The organism is Chryseobacterium sp. CBSDS_008 (assembly GCF_049959325.1).
GTDB lineage: Bacteria > Bacteroidota > Bacteroidia > Flavobacteriales > Weeksellaceae > Chryseobacterium.
The window spans coordinates 2,016,056-2,032,515 of record NZ_CP188202.1 but is presented as its reverse complement, the minus strand read 5'-3'; the positions used below and the strand labels follow the sequence as shown (position 1 = coordinate 2,032,515).

8 protein-coding genes are annotated in these 16,460 nt (G+C 37.6%); 7 read left to right on the top strand and 1 reads right to left on the bottom strand.

Going from position 1 to position 16,460, the window contains the following annotated elements; translation table 11 throughout:
- Positions 1 to 12 precede the first annotated feature (12 nt).
- The 6 genes from ACP3T3_RS09035 to ACP3T3_RS09010 all read left to right on the top strand — a co-directional run bounded on the left by ACP3T3_RS09035 (position 13) and on the right by ACP3T3_RS09010 (position 13,685).
- On the top strand, positions 13 to 2,523 hold the full coding sequence (locus tag ACP3T3_RS09035) for a M1 family metallopeptidase (RefSeq protein ID WP_426479554.1): 2,511 nt from the start codon (positions 13 to 15) through the stop codon (positions 2,521 to 2,523).
- A 165-nt stretch (positions 2,524 to 2,688) separates the two neighbouring features.
- Entirely contained in the window at positions 2,689 to 4,017 is a 1,329-nt protein-coding gene (locus ACP3T3_RS09030) for a hydroxymethylglutaryl-CoA synthase family protein (protein WP_426479553.1), read from the top strand.
- Between the two features lie 416 nt (positions 4,018 to 4,433).
- Positions 4,434 to 7,313, top strand: coding sequence for a SusC/RagA family TonB-linked outer membrane protein (locus ACP3T3_RS09025; RefSeq protein WP_426479552.1), 2,880 nt, complete (start codon positions 4,434 to 4,436; stop codon positions 7,311 to 7,313).
- Positions 7,314 to 7,325: 12 nt separating this feature from the next.
- On the top strand, positions 7,326 to 8,870 hold the full coding sequence (locus ACP3T3_RS09020; RefSeq protein WP_426479551.1) for a RagB/SusD family nutrient uptake outer membrane protein: 1,545 nt from the start codon (positions 7,326 to 7,328) through the stop codon (positions 8,868 to 8,870).
- A 544-nt stretch (positions 8,871 to 9,414) separates the two neighbouring features.
- Complete coding sequence (locus ACP3T3_RS09015) at positions 9,415 to 12,210, top strand: SusC/RagA family TonB-linked outer membrane protein (RefSeq protein ID WP_426479550.1); 2,796 nt, start codon at positions 9,415 to 9,417, stop codon at positions 12,208 to 12,210.
- A 14-nt stretch (positions 12,211 to 12,224) separates the two neighbouring features.
- Positions 12,225 to 13,685: a RagB/SusD family nutrient uptake outer membrane protein gene (locus ACP3T3_RS09010; RefSeq protein ID WP_426479549.1), complete on the top strand. Its 1,461-nt coding sequence runs from the start codon at positions 12,225 to 12,227 to the stop codon at positions 13,683 to 13,685.
- 72 nt (positions 13,686 to 13,757) lie between these two features.
- Here the strand turns inward: ACP3T3_RS09010 and ACP3T3_RS09005 are convergent, their stop codons facing one another.
- Entirely contained in the window at positions 13,758 to 14,681 is a 924-nt protein-coding gene (locus ACP3T3_RS09005; protein ID WP_426479548.1) for an AraC family transcriptional regulator, read from the bottom strand.
- A gap of 182 nt (positions 14,682 to 14,863) precedes the next feature.
- Here ACP3T3_RS09005 and ACP3T3_RS09000 point away from each other — a divergent pair, with 182 nt between their 5' ends.
- Positions 14,864 to 16,393 (top strand): aldehyde dehydrogenase family protein, encoded by a 1,530-nt coding sequence (locus ACP3T3_RS09000; RefSeq protein ID WP_426479547.1) that lies wholly within the window; start codon positions 14,864 to 14,866, stop codon positions 16,391 to 16,393.
- Positions 16,394 to 16,460 lie beyond the last annotated feature (67 nt).

Genomic DNA, 16,460 nt, shown 5'->3' with positions numbered 1-16,460 from the left:
TAAAGTAGACCAATGAGAAAGGCCATTTTGTCAATTGCTATACTCGGAATGTTGTTTTCCGCAAATGTATCAGCACAAACTGAAACTTCAGGAAGGGAAAAAGTATACAGAGCTACCCCTGCCAAAGTAACGGAACTTAAACACACCAAGCTGAAAGTAAATTTCGATTATCAGAAAGAGCAGATGAACGGGGAAGAATGGCTTACCGCCTCACCATATTTTTATGCTGCGAACGAGCTGACACTGGATGCGAAAGGAATGCTCATTCATGAAGTGGCTCTTGATAATAATGGTAAAAAGTCTCCTTTAAAATATGAATACAAAGACGATATTCTAAAAATCACTCTGGATAAAACATACCAGAGAAACCAGGATTATACAGTTTATATCAAGTACACATCCCGCCCTAATGAGGTAAAACAGCAGGGAAGCATGGCAATCAATGATGCAAAAGGACTTTATTTTATCAATCCTCAGGGAACAGATCCTGATATGCCGACACAAATCTGGACGCAGGGAGAAACAGAATCGTCTTCCGCATGGTTTCCCACTATTGATAAACCCAATCAAAAGACCACACAGGAAATCTATATGACAGTTCCTGATAAGTATGTAACCCTTTCCAATGGACTGCTGAAAGACTCAAAAAAAGAATCCAGCGGACTCAGAACCGATCATTGGGTGATGGATAAAAGACATTCTACCTACCTGTTCTTTATGGGAGTAGGAGAATATGCTATTGTCAAAGACAAATGGAAGAACATTCCGGTAGATTATTATATTGAAAAAGAATATGAGCCTTATGCCAAGCAGATCTACGGAAATACTCCGGAAATGATCGATTTTTTCTCCAAAAAACTGAATTATGAATATCCCTGGGCAAAATATGCTCAGATTTCCGGAAGAGATTATGTGAGCGGAGCGATGGAAAATACCACGGCAACACTTCACGGAAGTGATATCCTTCAGAAACCGGGACAGCTGATCGATGAAAATACATGGGAAGACACCATTGCTCACGAATTGTTTCATCACTGGTTTGGAGATCTGGTGACAGCAGAAAGCTGGAGCAATCTTACAGTCAACGAATCTTTCGCCAATTATTCCGAATACCTTTGGAATGAATATAAATACGGAAAAGACCAGGCAGATTATCACCTGATGACCGACGTGAATCAATATATTCACAACCCATCTGACTTTAATAAAAATCTGGTAAGGTTCAATTATGAATCCCGTGAAGATGTTTTTGACCTGGTAACCTATCAGAAAGGAGGCGGAATTTTAAACATGCTGAGAAACTATCTTGGTGATGATGCTTTTTTTGCCGGAATGAATGACTATCTGAAAACCAACGAATATCAGAATGCAGAAGCTCATCAGCTGAGACTGTCTTTTGAAAAAGTATCCGGTAAAGACTTAAACTGGTTCTTTAATCAGTGGTATTTTGGGAGTGGAAACCCTAAAATTAATTACTCATCCACGTTTGAACCTGTGAAAAAGCAGGTGACAGTTACCATCAATCAAACCCAGGAAAAGCCATTTGAATTTCCTTTGGCTATAGATGTATATGACAACGGAAAACCCAAAAGATACAATGTCTGGGTAAATGCAGAAGCTAAAAATACATTTAATTTTGAGACCTCTAAGACTCCGGATCTTATCAATATCAATGCCGATGGAGTTTTACTGGCAGATATTACAGACACCAAAACTCCGGAACAGAACCTGATGCAGTTTACAAACTCTAAGGAATTTAAAAGCAGGTACCAGGCTTTAACCGGAATCAAAGATCAGGCTGGAAAAAGTCCTGCTGCGGTAAAATTATTAGCTGCGGCCCTGAAAGATCCTTTCTTTAGGGTAAGGATAAAAGCCTTAAATTTAATAGATCTTACCAATCCTGATCAAATGAAAGCGCTGGGCAGTGAAGTTGAAAAACTGGCTTCCAATGATCCTAAAACCTTGACGCAGGCTGCCGCTATTACCGCCTTAGGAAAGACAAAAGACAAAAAATACCTTCCATTATTTGAAAAAGGTGTGAATGCCGTTTCCAATGCTGTGAAAGGAAGTTCAATGAGTGCACTTCTTTCCATTGACCCGTCAAGAGCCAACACGCTGGCTGATAAAATTGATATGAAAGGCGCTTCAGATGCGCTGCAGGCACAATTGCTCCCAATTATTGTGAAGAACAAAATTGCATCCCAGATAGAAAATATTGCTCCTCTTGCGGCTTTTTATCCGTTTATTAAATTCCAGAATCCGGAATTAGGAAAAGCGGCAGAAGACGGTTTCAACTGGATCATGACTTCTGATAATCTGAAAGCAACAGAAAGCATCACGAAAATAGCAGGATATGCCAAAAATCAGATGGCAGATAATCCACAGGCAAAAATGATGATGGTTCAGATGCTGAAAGATGGCTTAAGTAAAAAAATGGAACTGCTGAAGCAGAATCCACAAAATGCGGCAAGCATTAACAAACAGATTGATGTGATCAATAAAGCAATTGAAAACTATAAATAAACAGACAGAGCCGGCAGATTGCCGGCTTTATTTTTATACTTCAGATGCCAGATTGTTACCATATCACTTAAGTATACTGATTTTTAATGATATTGTAAAAAATAGCATTTTTTACCACTGTTTTTTGCATGATCTTTCATAAATTCGTTTAAAATTTAGACAATTATGAGTTTTGGAATTGAGGCAGCAGGCTTTTATGTGCCTGGTTTATATTTGGAGATTAAGGATTTAGCAGAAAAAAGAGGAATAGAACCGGCGAAACTAGAAAAAGGTTTAGGGCTGCACAAAATGGGGCTTTCTGATGTTCACGAAGACACCGCTACCTTTGCAGCTGAAGCGTTAATGAAGCTTATACAGGATTATCATATCAACCCCAGGGAAATCGCACGGGTATATCTGGGAACGGAAAGTGCTGTGGATGCAGCAAAACCTACAGCTTCCTACGCTGTACAGATGGTAGAAAAAGCAATGGAAGAAGAGTTTGGAGCAAGATGCTTCAGAAACTGTGATGTCCTGGATATGACTTTTGCCTGTGTAGGAGGAGTAGATGCACTGCATAACGCACTGGATTTTGTAAGAGTGAATCCTGATAAAAAGGCAGTGGTCATTGCCAGTGACTATGCGAAATATGAATTGGCTTCTTCAGGTGAATATACACAGGGAGGAGGTGCGGTAGCTCTTTTGGTTTCATCAAAGCCGGATCTTCTAGAAATTGAAAATAATTGGGGAGTTGCTTCAGAAAGTGTCTTTGATTTTTTCAAGCCGAGGAGATCATATAAGAAGGAAGATTTAAAAGGAGCTCCGGAAAACTATCCGGATACGATTGAAGTCTTTACGGATGAGCCTGTTTTTGACGGCCAGTATTCTAATCAATGCTATCAGGACAGAATAAGAGAAGCTTACAGCCATTATAAAGAAATAACTGGGCTGGAAAAACCTTATGAAAACTGGGAGTATATTATCTTCCACCTTCCCTATGCTTTCCACGGAAAAAGGATTTTCACTGAGATCTACAGCCTTGAAAATGGACTTTCCTATGGAACGGCAGATGAACAAAAAGCCGTTGCAAAATCTGAAGATTATTTGAAATTAATTAATGATAAGATAGAAAAGACACAGAGAGCTTCTTCCGAAATAGGAAATATGTACACAGCGTCTATATTTATGGCGCTTCTTTCCGCATTGCAAACAGCTTTTAATGAAAATGAAAATCTTTCAGGGAAAAAAATTGGGTTTGTAGGGTATGGAAGTGGTTCAAAATCAAAGATTTTTGCCGGTAAAGTTTCTGATAACTGGAAAAAAGTAGTAGAAAAATGGAACGTATTTGAAAAACTGAATCAGAGAACAGCTGTTGATTTTGATACCTATGAAAAATTGCACAGAAAACAATTAAAACAGTCTGTAAATCCAGAATATCAGGGATTTGGCCTGGTTTCCATAGAATCAGAAAATCCTGTTTTAAACGGAGCCAGATATTATAACTTCCGGAAATAAATAATGATTATATAAATATAAATAAAGCATTCCAACTAATGGAGTGCTTATTTTTTGCCATTTATTGGTTTTTTTGTTTGATTATTTTATGGTATTTGTTTCGTTTTATTATAAATATTTCATTTGTTTTTCAATTTTTTTTTATTAAAAAAACTATTAAAATTGATTTTTTTTATTGATTTTACGAAATATGAGAAAGGTGCCGATATTTTTAACAATCATTAAGATTCTGTTAATATTAAATAATATGGTTTTTTTTACTTCTTTTTCGGCGATCATGTGAGTTAGTGCTTGGTAATCAGTCATTTTAACGAAATTATTTTAGTTTAAACAGTTGTTTATCAGTATTTTAAACATTGAATCTGTTGATTTTTATTAACATATTTGTTTTTGCTATATTAAAAATATGTTAAATTATGAATGTGAAACTACAGGTATGGAGCGTGGGCGTTCTGTTTTTTATAGGACAGGGGGTTGTGGCTCAGAAAGTAAAAAGAGATTCAACTTCTGCAAAAGAAATTGATGAGATTACGGTTGTAGGATATGGAACTCAAAAGAAAAAAGAAATTACAGGTTCTGTTTCGTCGATTAAAGCTTCGGATGTATCTACTATCGCAGCACCCAGCTTTGAACAGCAGCTGGCTGGTAAGGCTGCGGGAGTTCAGATTACAAGTACTACAGGAATATTGGGTGAGGGGCCCAGAGTAAGGATTAGGGGAATAGCCTCAATAAGCTCCGGAACTTCACCTCTTTATATTGTGGATGGCATTCCTATTTTTTCTGATGATGTTGGCGGGCAGACTGCAACAAATGGATTGGGTGATATCAATCCTAATGATATTGAGTCTTTTGAAATCTTAAAAGATGGGGCTTCAACTGCAATTTATGGTTCAAGAGCTACTAATGGGGTGGTTCTGATCACTACCAAAAAAGGAAAAGGCGGCCGGTTCAACCTTAATTTCAGCAACTATGCAGGATATGCAATGCCCGTAGGCTTATATAAATTACTGCAAACTCCTGATTTTATTGCCATTTCAAATGAAAAAAGAGCCAATGCAGGTCAATCCGATATAGCCTTCGGAACAGATTATAATACAGATTGGCAGAAAGCCGTTCTGAGATCAGCTGCTTTTCAGACAGATAACGCATTATCAGCCTCAGGCTCATTCGGAAAGTCCAGCTATTATACCTCTGTGGGATATACAAAGCAGGAAGGTGTTGCATACCCTAACGAAATGAGAAGATTCTCTACCAGGGCTAATATAGAGCATCAGGCTTTTGACTGGTTGAAAATTGGGACCAATGTCAGTTTTACAAAAACAGACTATGACGGTTTAAATACAGGAGCAACAGCCCTTTCCGGAAATATTACCAATGCGATTAAACAGCTGCCTAATACCCCGATTTATAATCCGAATCATCCGACAGGATATAATATTGATTTTCAGGATCCCCGGGTTGTAGGAAGATGGGATAATGTATTGCCGGCAGGAGATAATATTACCAATATTATGTATGTGCTTGATAATAATAAATTACAATCCAATGTTAATAGATTGATTGGGTCTCTGTATTCTGATGTAAGATTATATCCTTTTTTAAGTTACAGAATTCAGGTAAGCATTGATCAGTCTCAGACAAAAGGCTTACTTTATTATAATCCTGTACATGGCGACGGACAGTCAGGAAATGGGTTGATAAGAAATGATTTTTCAGACCTTCTGAGAAATAATATCCAGAATATTTTAACCTTCAATAAAACTTTTGCAGAAAAGCATAATGTGACAGCAGTTTTGGTAAATGAATATCAGAAACAAAAAATACAGAGTTTTTACGGAGGAGGAAAGAACCTGTCAAGCTCTTTTTTTAATAATGGGGTAATTTCCGGGTCTATCGGAACTCCACAATCAGGAGGAGGGATGTCGGAACAGGGTATACTGTCATATGCAGCTAGGCTTAACTACAATTATGACGGTAAATATTTTTTGCAGGCATCTATTAGAAGAGATGGGCTATCTTCTCTGCCCTCAAAAAATAAGTGGGGGAATTTTCCGGGAGTGTCTGCAGGCTGGACGGTAAGTAAAGAAAGCTTTATGAAAGGCATCAGCAATGTAATTACTGATCTTAAAATAAGAGCATCTTATGCAAAAGTTGGGAACACCAATATTGGAAATTATCCTTATGTAGGCGTATTCAGCAATTCAAAATATGCAGATTATAACGGTATCGCGTATTCACAGATCAGGAATGATGAATTATTATGGGAAACGAGTAAGAAAATTGACTATGGAGTAGATCTGGCAATGTTTAAAAATAAACTGAGGTTTACGTTTGATTATTTTGAAAACAAAATCACGGATATGATCCTGGATGCCCCTATAGCCCCTTCACTTGGTGTACCCGGTAACAGCATTTCCAAAAATATTGGGGATATGCAGAATAAAGGGATAGAGCTGTCATTAGATTACAATGTTTTCAATACAAAGAAATTCGCACTGGATATTAATGCTAATGTCACATTTATGAAGAATGAAGTTTTGGCTCTTGCAAACAATAATGCCGATGTTATAAGTGGCAATACTATAATAAGGGTTGGTGAGTCTTTGAGGTCTATTTACGGATTTGAATATTGGGGCGTGAATGCAGCCAATGGAAATCCGGTATACTACAAGGCGGATGGGAGTTTAGTTCAGGGTATTGTTGGAAAAGGAGCCTATGCTGTCTTTAATCCCTCCAATCCTAATGATGTAACACAGTCTGCCACATTAAGTTTATCAGACAAAAAAATATTGGGAAGTACTTTACCTAAGTATTTCGGAGCTTTTAGCCTTAAATTCCGATTCTATAATTTCGATCTGGGAACGACTGTCAGATTCAGCGGTGGAAATAAAATATTTAATGCCACCAGAAGAAATTTAATGACTTTGAATTTCAATAATAATTCAACCGAAATTTTAGGAAGATGGCAGAGTCCTTCAAATCCGGGCGATGGAATGACTCCAAAGTTATATTACGGAGACAATACACTCAGCAATTTAACAAGCAATGCTTCAACAAGATTTCTGGAAGATGCTGACTTTGTCAAGTTTGATGTAATCAGTCTGGGGTACAATTTTCCAAAATACGCTCTTAAGGCCATCGGTGTGAAAGGGTTAAGAATCTATTTTCAAGCCCAGAATGCTTTTATTATTACTAAATACAAAGGGCTGGATCCGGAAATGGAAGCTTCAGGGGTAGATCAAAATGGCACACCTCGCCAAAGAGTACTGAGCATGGGTTTAAATGTTTCATTATAAATTAAGATGACAATGAAAAAAAATAATATCATAAAAGGAAAACTGTCAATTGTATCAGTATTGATATTAATAATGACAATGATAAATTCTTGTTCGGAAAGCGAACTTGATTTGCAGCCTCTAAATAGTATGGATGAAAGTCTGGTTTTTTCTACTGCTGCAAATGTTGATCTTTCTGTAACGGGAGTTTACAGCACTGCACAGAGTGGAGTTTTTGGTTTGGCTTATGTAGAGCAAAATGATATGCGTGGAGAAGATATGGTGAATACGGCAAGTTTTTACCAGATAACGTACACAACAACGTATGATGGAGGAACAGGTTCTAATGTGAATTATTGGGTGAATAACTATGAGATGATCAATAAAGCGAATATTATAATAGAAGGGGTGACAAAAGCCGCAAATAGCGGCGTGATCACAACAGCTGTACGTGATAATTATTTAGGGGAAATGTATTTTCTGCGTGCGTTGGCACATTTAGAACTGTTAAAGCATTTTTCCCAGCCGTATAATTTTACAGCCGATGCCAGCCACCCGGGAATACCTTACCGGGTGACAGCGATTACGGATTCAGGCTCATTTGAAGAAGCTCTTAAAGTGGGAAGAGGAACAGTAGCGGAAACATATACTAAAATTCTTGCAGATCTGAATATGGCAGAGAACCTGACAGTAAGTAAAAGTGCAAGAACAGGCAATGGTAAAATTACCAGAGCGACTAAAGAAGCTGCTATCGCTTTGAAAGTTAGAGTTTACTTAAATATGAGAGACTGGACAAAAGTGCTTAGCGAAGGTGCAAAGCTGAATGGGGCCTATTCTCTTACAGCTTCTCCTGGTCAGCCATTTGTAATAGGAGGTAATTATAGCAATACCGAATCTGTTTTTTCCATTGAGAATTCGGCTAACACAAACCCCGGAGTTAACGGCGCATTAGCAGCTATATACAATAACAGATCATTAGTATGCATTAGTCCTATTATTTGGAGAAATCCCAGATGGATGGCTGATGATAAAAGAAGAGAAGAAACGGCAATGGTAAGAACAAATCCTTCAGGAGTTAAATTTGTCAACAAATATAAAGACGTTATTAATTTGTCAGATGGAGTTCCAATTATAAGATATGCAGAAGTGCTTTTATCCATGGCGGAAGCAGATGCCAGACTGGGCAATACTGCAAAGGCAATCAGTGAGCTGAACCAGGTAAGGAATAGATCATTGGCAAATGTAACTGCTCAACAGTACACATCTGCATCATTTGCTAACGTGACTTCCTTGGCTGATGCTATTATAACAGAAAGGAGGATTGAGTTTATAGGAGAGGGAATGAGATGGGGAGATATTCATAGGTTATTGTATGATGATTTAGTACCTACTCCTGGTATTCCTGCTAAAATGGCAAATGCTATGCCTGCAGGTTCCACTTTTAAATTAGGAAGCCCATATACAGGACCACTGACTGATATAATCCCCAAAACAAATTTTAAAATTTTATGGCCTATTCCAAACATTGAGGTTATAAATAATCCAACGCTGGCAGCACAACAAAACCCGGGTTGGTAGAGGTGAATATAACTACCCGATAAAAAAGAGATATATATAAATACTCATGAAACAGTTGGGAAATGTTAATAAATATCCCTGAAAAATTAAAAGGTGTATACAGATTGGGAGATATAATAGGGTAACCTTTTTTTAATTTAATCAAAACAAGACCTTCTTTAAAAGAGGGTCTTTTGCTTTTAAAGTGTATTTTTTATGTAAAATTTAAGAAAAAAGGTTGGATTTTTCGTCATTTTTAGCAAAATTAAGAATTAGATTTGTTTATTTATTTCATGTAAAAATATAATTAGGTTAATTTTTTTAATTATATATTTTAAATTGGTGAAAATTGATTTTAATTTTAAAATTTATTAAAATTCCGTTAATATTTAAATTGACTCATTTTTTGTTAATTTTTTAAATATTATTAAAATAATTCTACATCATTTTTTAAGTATAGATGTAAATATCTCCTTTCTGGAAGCCCATTTTCAGCGTTTAATGAATTGATGTTATAGATATTTATCGACATATTTGCCCCTTGAATATATTAAAATCTGTTAATATGAATGTGAAGTTGCATGTATTAAGCGCTGGAGCTTTGTTTTTTTTAGGACAAGCTGCTTTTGCACAAAAATCTAAGAATGATTCTGTTCTGAAGGAGAATAAGATCGATGAGGTAATCGTTACTGGATACCAGAAGAAAAAAGCAGATGAAATTACCCAGGCACAGGCTGTTGTTGGTGGTGACGAAATCAGAAGAAACTCTCCAACAACATCTATCGGTAACTCTTTACAGGGTAGAGCTTCAGGAGTATTTGTACAAAGTACTACCGGGCAGCCAGGTGCTGCTGCTACCATCCAGGTAAGAGGGATTGCCGGTGTTGGCGGTTCTTCAGAACCCACTTATGTAGTAAACGGAATGTATATGACTGCAAGACAGTTCAGTGCGATCAACCCTGCAGACGTAGAATCTATTTCAATTCTTAAAGATGCTGCTGCTACAGCACAGTATGGTGCGAGGGGAGCAAACGGGGTGGTGGTAGTAACTACTAAAGCCGGAAAAGCCGGGAAAACTCATTATTCATTTGAAACTAAATTTGGTTTCAGTGAAAAGCTGAGAGACAAGAATTACACGATGATGAATTCCAGAGAGCTGCTGGATTTCCAGAATCAATTGGGATATCTTGGATTTAAGCCAAGATCTCAGCAGGAAATAGACAGATTGGCTGCCTATGACCATAACTGGCAGAAAGATATTTTGAAACCTTCAAGCATCCAGTCTTACTTATTCAGTGCACAGGGTGGTTCCAGAGAAAGTACTTTTTACTACTCTTTAGGATATGACTCTGACAACGGGATTATCAGAGATATAGACGGGCTTAAGAGATATACAGGTAACTTTGGATTTACCAATAAACTGAGTGAGAAACTGAACGTAGGTATTAACCTTGGAGTTCAGTATCAGGAAACACAGAATTTCAGAGATAGAAACAATACTCAGAATCCATTTGGAGCGATGTACAAATATGCTCCATATGAGCCGGTTTATAACCCGGATGGAAGTTATAATCAGACCATGAGAGCGGGTTCTAACGTTGTTGAACAAATCCGTAATTATAGATTAGATGATCAAAGACTGAGAATTCCGGTAACTTTGTTTGCTGAATATAAAATTATCGATGGTCTGAAGTTTAAAACAAACTTTAACGGACTTTTTGATTGGTACATGGGAACTCAGTGGTTGAAGAAAGGTTCAAACCTGGATATCACAGTGAACAAAGTTCCTACAGGTTCATTGAACAAAAACTCATTTTACACATTTAATTACACCTGGAATAACTCCATTAACTATAAAAAATCATATGGAGGTCACAACTTTGATTTCTTAGGATTTATCGAATACAACGATAACTACAACGAAACAATGAATGGTGGGGCTTATGGTTTGAAATCTCCTGTAATTAATGTTCCGTCTATTACGACGCCGTCTGACAGAAATACATTTACCGGGGTTAAAGTAAGAAATACATTATTCAGTTTAGCAGGTATACTAAACTACGACTATGAAGGTAAATATTTGGTAACAGGATCATTGAGAAGAGATGCTTCATCAAGATTTGGTGCGAATAACCAAAGTGGTATTTTCTGGTCTGCAAGTGCAGCTTGGAATATTGCGAAGGAAGACTTTATGAAAGGTGGCTTTATTAATGATTTAAAGCTTAGAGGATCTTACGGAACAACCGGTAATGACGGTACTTTACCAGATTATTTTAATGTCAATAATATCAGCTATGGTTTATATGGTGCTAATGGTACTTCATATCCTGGAACATTATCACAAGGCAATTATATTATTGGTAACAGCAATCTTAAATGGGAATCTAACGCAATTACCAACTTAGGAGTAGATTTCACGATGTGGAACAGAAGAGTTCGTGGTTCCGTAGAGGTATATCAGAATAAGAGAAAAGATTTTGTACAGCTTGTACCTTTGGATAAACTGGAAGGAGGATATTACCAGTATATCAATGCTGGAGATATGTCTCAGAAAGGTCTTGAAGTTGAGCTTAGCGTAGATGTGATCAAGCAGAAGGATTTCCAATGGAATTTACACGCTAATATCTCTTTCCAGAAATCAGTTCTTGATAAGCTGGCAGACGGTCAGACTGAAAGAAACTTGGGAGATACTTATCTAAAAGTGGGAGAAACTCCATATGTATTCTATAATGTTAGATTTGCCGGGGTAGATCCGGGTAACGGAAATGCATTGTATTATGATAAAGCTGGAAATATTACGAATGTTTATAGCGCATCTAATGCAGTTCCTCTTACCGATAAATCTCCATTCCCAAAAAGCTTTGGTGGATTTGGAACTACGGTTCAGTACAAAGGACTTGATTTCAGTGCAGATTTCGCATTTAAGCTAGGCGGATATACTTATAACAACATGTACGCTGCTGCTGTTGATCCAACGTTGGCTGTTGCGGGTAGAAATATGGCTCAGGCTGCTGCTCAGGTTTGGCAAAATCCTGGAGATACAGGAGTATTCCAAAAAGTTGACTCCAATGGTATGCGTGATTCTGATCAGTGGATTGAAAAATCAGATTACTTAAGATTAAGATCACTTACACTAGGATATACATTTGATAAGGCATTCCTTGGAGATAGTTCACCAATTAATAAGCTTAGAGCATATGTGCAGGGACAAAACCTATTTACTGTAACGAAGTTCCACGGAGAGCCTGAGGTTTCAGTAGGGTCTGGTGAATCTACGGCATTGTTTGTTCCCGGAGCATATAACCTTTATACTTACCCTGCTGTAAGAACAATCTTGGTAGGACTGCAATTAGAATTTTAATATTGAATAGCTTTATGAAAAAGAATATAATAAAAATAAGTTTAGCTGCGTTAACCGTGTTTGTTTCGTTAACGTCTTGCGACAGAAATCTAGATCAAATCTCATCAATCAATGAAGATCAGGAGCAGGCGATGGCCAGACCTGAAACCTTCAGACAGGCTATGGATGGTGCCTATACAGCTCTTAAAGGAGCTGGATATTATACTGGAGATACAGGAAACCAGCTTATCATGGGTGATCTTACTACTGACAACCTGGTTCGTACAGCTTCAGGAAGAAATACTAATTCTGCAGCATCAAACTTTGAATTTTCTTCAGATAATTCACAAACAACAGGTTTGTTTAGTGCAGCTTATCTTGTAATCAGCAGAGCCAACTTTGTTTTGAAATATATCAATAACGGAGTATTATCCGGGACACAGAAAGCAAATATGGAAGCTGAGGCAAGAGCATTAAGAGCAATAGCTCATTTTGATATTGTGAGAGCATATTCGCAAATCCCAACTCAATCTGCAGGAGCTAAAAACTCTATCGGGATTTATTATTCAGAAACATATTCTCCTTTAAATAATACAGCATCCAGAAACCTAACTGTTGATCAGGTATATGATAAAATTATAACGGATCTATTGTTTGCTGCTGATAATATTACTCAAAATGATGCTGATAAAGGAAGATTAAGCAAAGCTGCTGTATATGGATTACTATCAAGAGTAAACCTCTATAGAGGAGATTATGCTAATACCATCAAATATGGTGAATTGGCATTGGGAATCTCTTCAAGTATTACTCAGAGATCTAATTTTTACAAGATCTGGAAAGAAAAAGAAGGTGATATTAATGATGGCGTTTTATTCCAGGTATCGAATTCTGCAGCTGAGCAAAACACAGTAGGAGTTGCTTACAACCAGTCAGTTCCGGCTTTAAGATCAGAATTTGTTGTAGACTATGACTTATATACAGCTTATACATCGAACGATGTTAGAAAAGAAGCTTACTTTACAACGAGCACATATAGCGGACAAAAATACAACCACGTTACAAAATATGCCGGTATTACAGGATTGCCATCTAATATAGTACCTGTTAGATATCTGAGAGGTGCTGAAGTACTATTGAATGTAGCTGAAGCATATTACAGAAGTGGTAATGGTGCGCAGGCTTTAGTTCTATTAAATAAACTAAGAGCTGAAAGATATACTTCATTTACTCCTGGTACAGAAACTGGACAGGCTCTTTTAGATGCTATTTTAAAAGAGAGAAGACTCGAGCTTGCATTTGAAAATGACAGATGGTATACATTGAAGAGATTAAATCTTCCTGTTCAGAGATCAGGTAAAGGAGACCTTTTTGACGGTACAGGAACACCTGCTGTAGCACAGACTCTTGCAGCTGGAAGCTTCAAATGGCAGTGGCCAATCCCTATTACTGCTATTCAGGCAAACCCGAACATTAAGCAGAATGATCAGTATTAGTAATTAAATATTTAATTTTATAATACGTATAAAGAGTCCTATTGAATAGGGCTCTTTTTCTTTTCTGCAAAATTATCGGATGTATGTTCTGTCCTGGTAACTCTTTGGAGTTATTCCCTCCAATTGCTTAAATACTCTTGAAAAATAATTGGTGTCTGAAAAACCTGTCTGAAAAGCAGTTTCCTTAATGCTGGTCTGGCTTGCCAGCAATTCTTTTGCCCTGCTAATCCTTTCCTGTAAAATAAAATCATTCGGAGACGTTCCCAATTCGTCTTTGAACATTTTAAAGAAATTCGATTTGCTTACATAAGCAAGCTTGGCAATACTGTCTATCGATAATTTCTGATGGAGATTTCTTTTAATATAATCCACTACAAAACCTATCCTTGATTTATTTTTAACAATATTCTTTTCTACCATGCTCCGCGCCTGGGTTTGCATCAGTCTTATCAGAAGCTCTTTCAATGCAAAATCTGCCATAATATCCTTTTGGGAGTTATCATCCATGGCAATTCTCATAATATTGTTGGTTGCTGAAGCAAGTGATTTATTGTTAAACAGAAAGTACTCATCCAGCTGAATATTCCATTGTGAGGCTTCGTCCACTTTGGGAAGGTGATAATTAAGGTAATTAAGAGAATCCTCAATAAAATCAGGATTAAGGCTTAAAGAAATACATTGGGTAGGCGTTTCATCTGCCTCAGGAAAATCAATGACCATCGTTTCTCCCGGGGCTACCAGGATACTTTCCCCCGGATAATAATCAAAATAGCCGGTTTTATTATCCAGTTTCATATGTTTCTTACCTCTCAGCATCGCCGTGAATGCAATATTTTCAAAATGAAGTTTTACATCAAAAGCAGCCTTATGGGTTTCATAAATGCTGAATTCACAATTGTTTAGATTGAACTTCGTCTGGTGTTCAACAAGACTCAATAGCTGGCTTTCCTTACGTAATTCAGGAGTATTTAATGAAATCTTACTATTGTTATTCATTTCTAAATTTTTTTGAAAAGGAGGTAACTCAAATATAGAAAATTTGAGAGTACGTTGCTGTTAATAAAATACTAAAATTAATCCTCTGCACTATTTTACACTTTTTTTATACGATTGTGCTATATTCTTTTTGGCTTCTCAGTGTAATTTGGCATTATCGAAAAAATAAAAACAATACTAATATGAGCACTATTACAGAACCAAGATCAACGACACTTTTACAGCGTCCGGAGTTTAAAAACAGATACGACAATTATATTGATGGAAAATTTACACCGCCCGTTAAAGGACAATATTTTGACGTTGTTTCTCCAGTTGATGGGAAAAAATTTACCCAGGTTGCCCATTCGTCCAGAGAAGATTTGGAATTGGCCGTTGATGCTGCTGAAAAAGCATTTCAGACATGGAAGAACACTTCATCTACAGAAAGAAGCGTTATCCTGAACAAAATTGCAGACAGAATAGAACAAAACCTGGAATACCTTGCAACAGTGGAAACCATTGATAACGGTAAAGCGGTAAGAGAAACACTGGCAGCAGATTTACCTCTGGCCATTGACCATTTCAGGTATTTTGCTTCCGTTATCCGTGCTGATGAAGGATCACATAACGAGCTGGACAAAGACACCGTATCGCTGATCGTTCACGAACCTCTTGGAGTAATCGCACAGATCATTCCATGGAATTTCCCGATACTCATGGCAGTGTGGAAACTGGCTCCCGCATTAGCAGCTGGAAACTGTGTCGTTTTAAAACCGGCAGAAAGTACGCCTGTTTCCATTATGGTGTTAATGGAGCTGATCGGAGATCTTCTACCTGCAGGAGTGATCAATATTGTTAACGGATTTGGAGCAGAACTCGGAAGAGCCTTAGTAACCAATCCGAAAGTGGCAAAAGCAGCCTTTACCGGATCTACTGCAACGGGACGGCTGGTAATGCAGTATGCCACAGAAAACATCATTCCTGTAACACTGGAATTGGGAGGAAAATCACCGAACGTGTTTTTTAATTCCGTAATGGATGCAGATGATGAATTTTTAGATAAAGCTATAGAAGGAGCAGTGCTTTTTGCCCTTAATCAGGGCGAGATCTGTACTTGTCCTTCAAGGTTACTCGTTCAGGAAGATATCGCAGATGCCTTTATTGAAAGGGTGATAGAAAGAGTAAAAGCGATTAAGGTAGGAAATCCACTGGACAAAACCGTGATGATGGGAGCACAGGCTTCCCAGATTCAGAAAGATAAAATCCTTTCTTACATTCAGTTGGGAATAGAGGAGGGAGCCGAAGTATTGGTAGGAGGAGATGTCAATAATCTAGGAGAAGATCTGGAAGGCGGATACTACATCCAGCCTACCATTTTCAAAGGAAACAACAGAATGAGAATCTTCCAGGAAGAAATTTTCGGTCCGGTGCTGGCATTTACCACCTTCAAAGATGAAGAAGAAGCGGTAAAAATTGCCAACGATACTATTTATGGGCTTGGAGCAGGAGTGTGGACCAGAGATGCGCACCAGCTGTATAATATTCCTCGTCAGATAGAAGCCGGAAGAGTATGGGTAAACCAGTATCATTCTTATCCTGCCGGTGCACCTTTCGGAGGTTACAAACAATCAGGAATCGGAAGAGAAAACCATAAAATGATGCTCGATCATTACCGTCAGACCAAAAATATGCTTATTTCTTATAACAAGAATAAGTTAGGTTTCTTTTAATATTATTTAGGACGTGCCCGATTGCCTTGGCTTTTTCCAGGGCAAAACGGTCGGGCTATGCAGGGCT

What these genes read in the sequence shown, in the direction of transcription:
- ACP3T3_RS09035 (WP_426479554.1), top strand. Translation starts at nt 13, where the DNA reads ATGAGAAAGGCCATTTTGTCAATTGCTATACTCGGAATGTTGTTTTCC.
- ACP3T3_RS09015 (WP_426479550.1), top strand. Translation starts at nt 9,415, where the DNA reads ATGAATGTGAAGTTGCATGTATTAAGCGCTGGAGCTTTGTTTTTTTTA.
- ACP3T3_RS09030 (WP_426479553.1), top strand. Translation starts at nt 2,689, where the DNA reads ATGAGTTTTGGAATTGAGGCAGCAGGCTTTTATGTGCCTGGTTTATAT.
- ACP3T3_RS09000 (WP_426479547.1), top strand. Translation starts at nt 14,864, where the DNA reads ATGAGCACTATTACAGAACCAAGATCAACGACACTTTTACAGCGTCCG.
- ACP3T3_RS09025 (WP_426479552.1), top strand. Translation starts at nt 4,434, where the DNA reads ATGAATGTGAAACTACAGGTATGGAGCGTGGGCGTTCTGTTTTTTATA.
- ACP3T3_RS09005 (WP_426479548.1), bottom strand. Translation starts at nt 14,681, where the DNA reads ATGAATAACAATAGTAAGATTTCATTAAATACTCCTGAATTACGTAAG.
- ACP3T3_RS09010 (WP_426479549.1), top strand. Translation starts at nt 12,225, where the DNA reads ATGAAAAAGAATATAATAAAAATAAGTTTAGCTGCGTTAACCGTGTTT.
- ACP3T3_RS09020 (WP_426479551.1), top strand. Translation starts at nt 7,326, where the DNA reads ATGAAAAAAAATAATATCATAAAAGGAAAACTGTCAATTGTATCAGTA.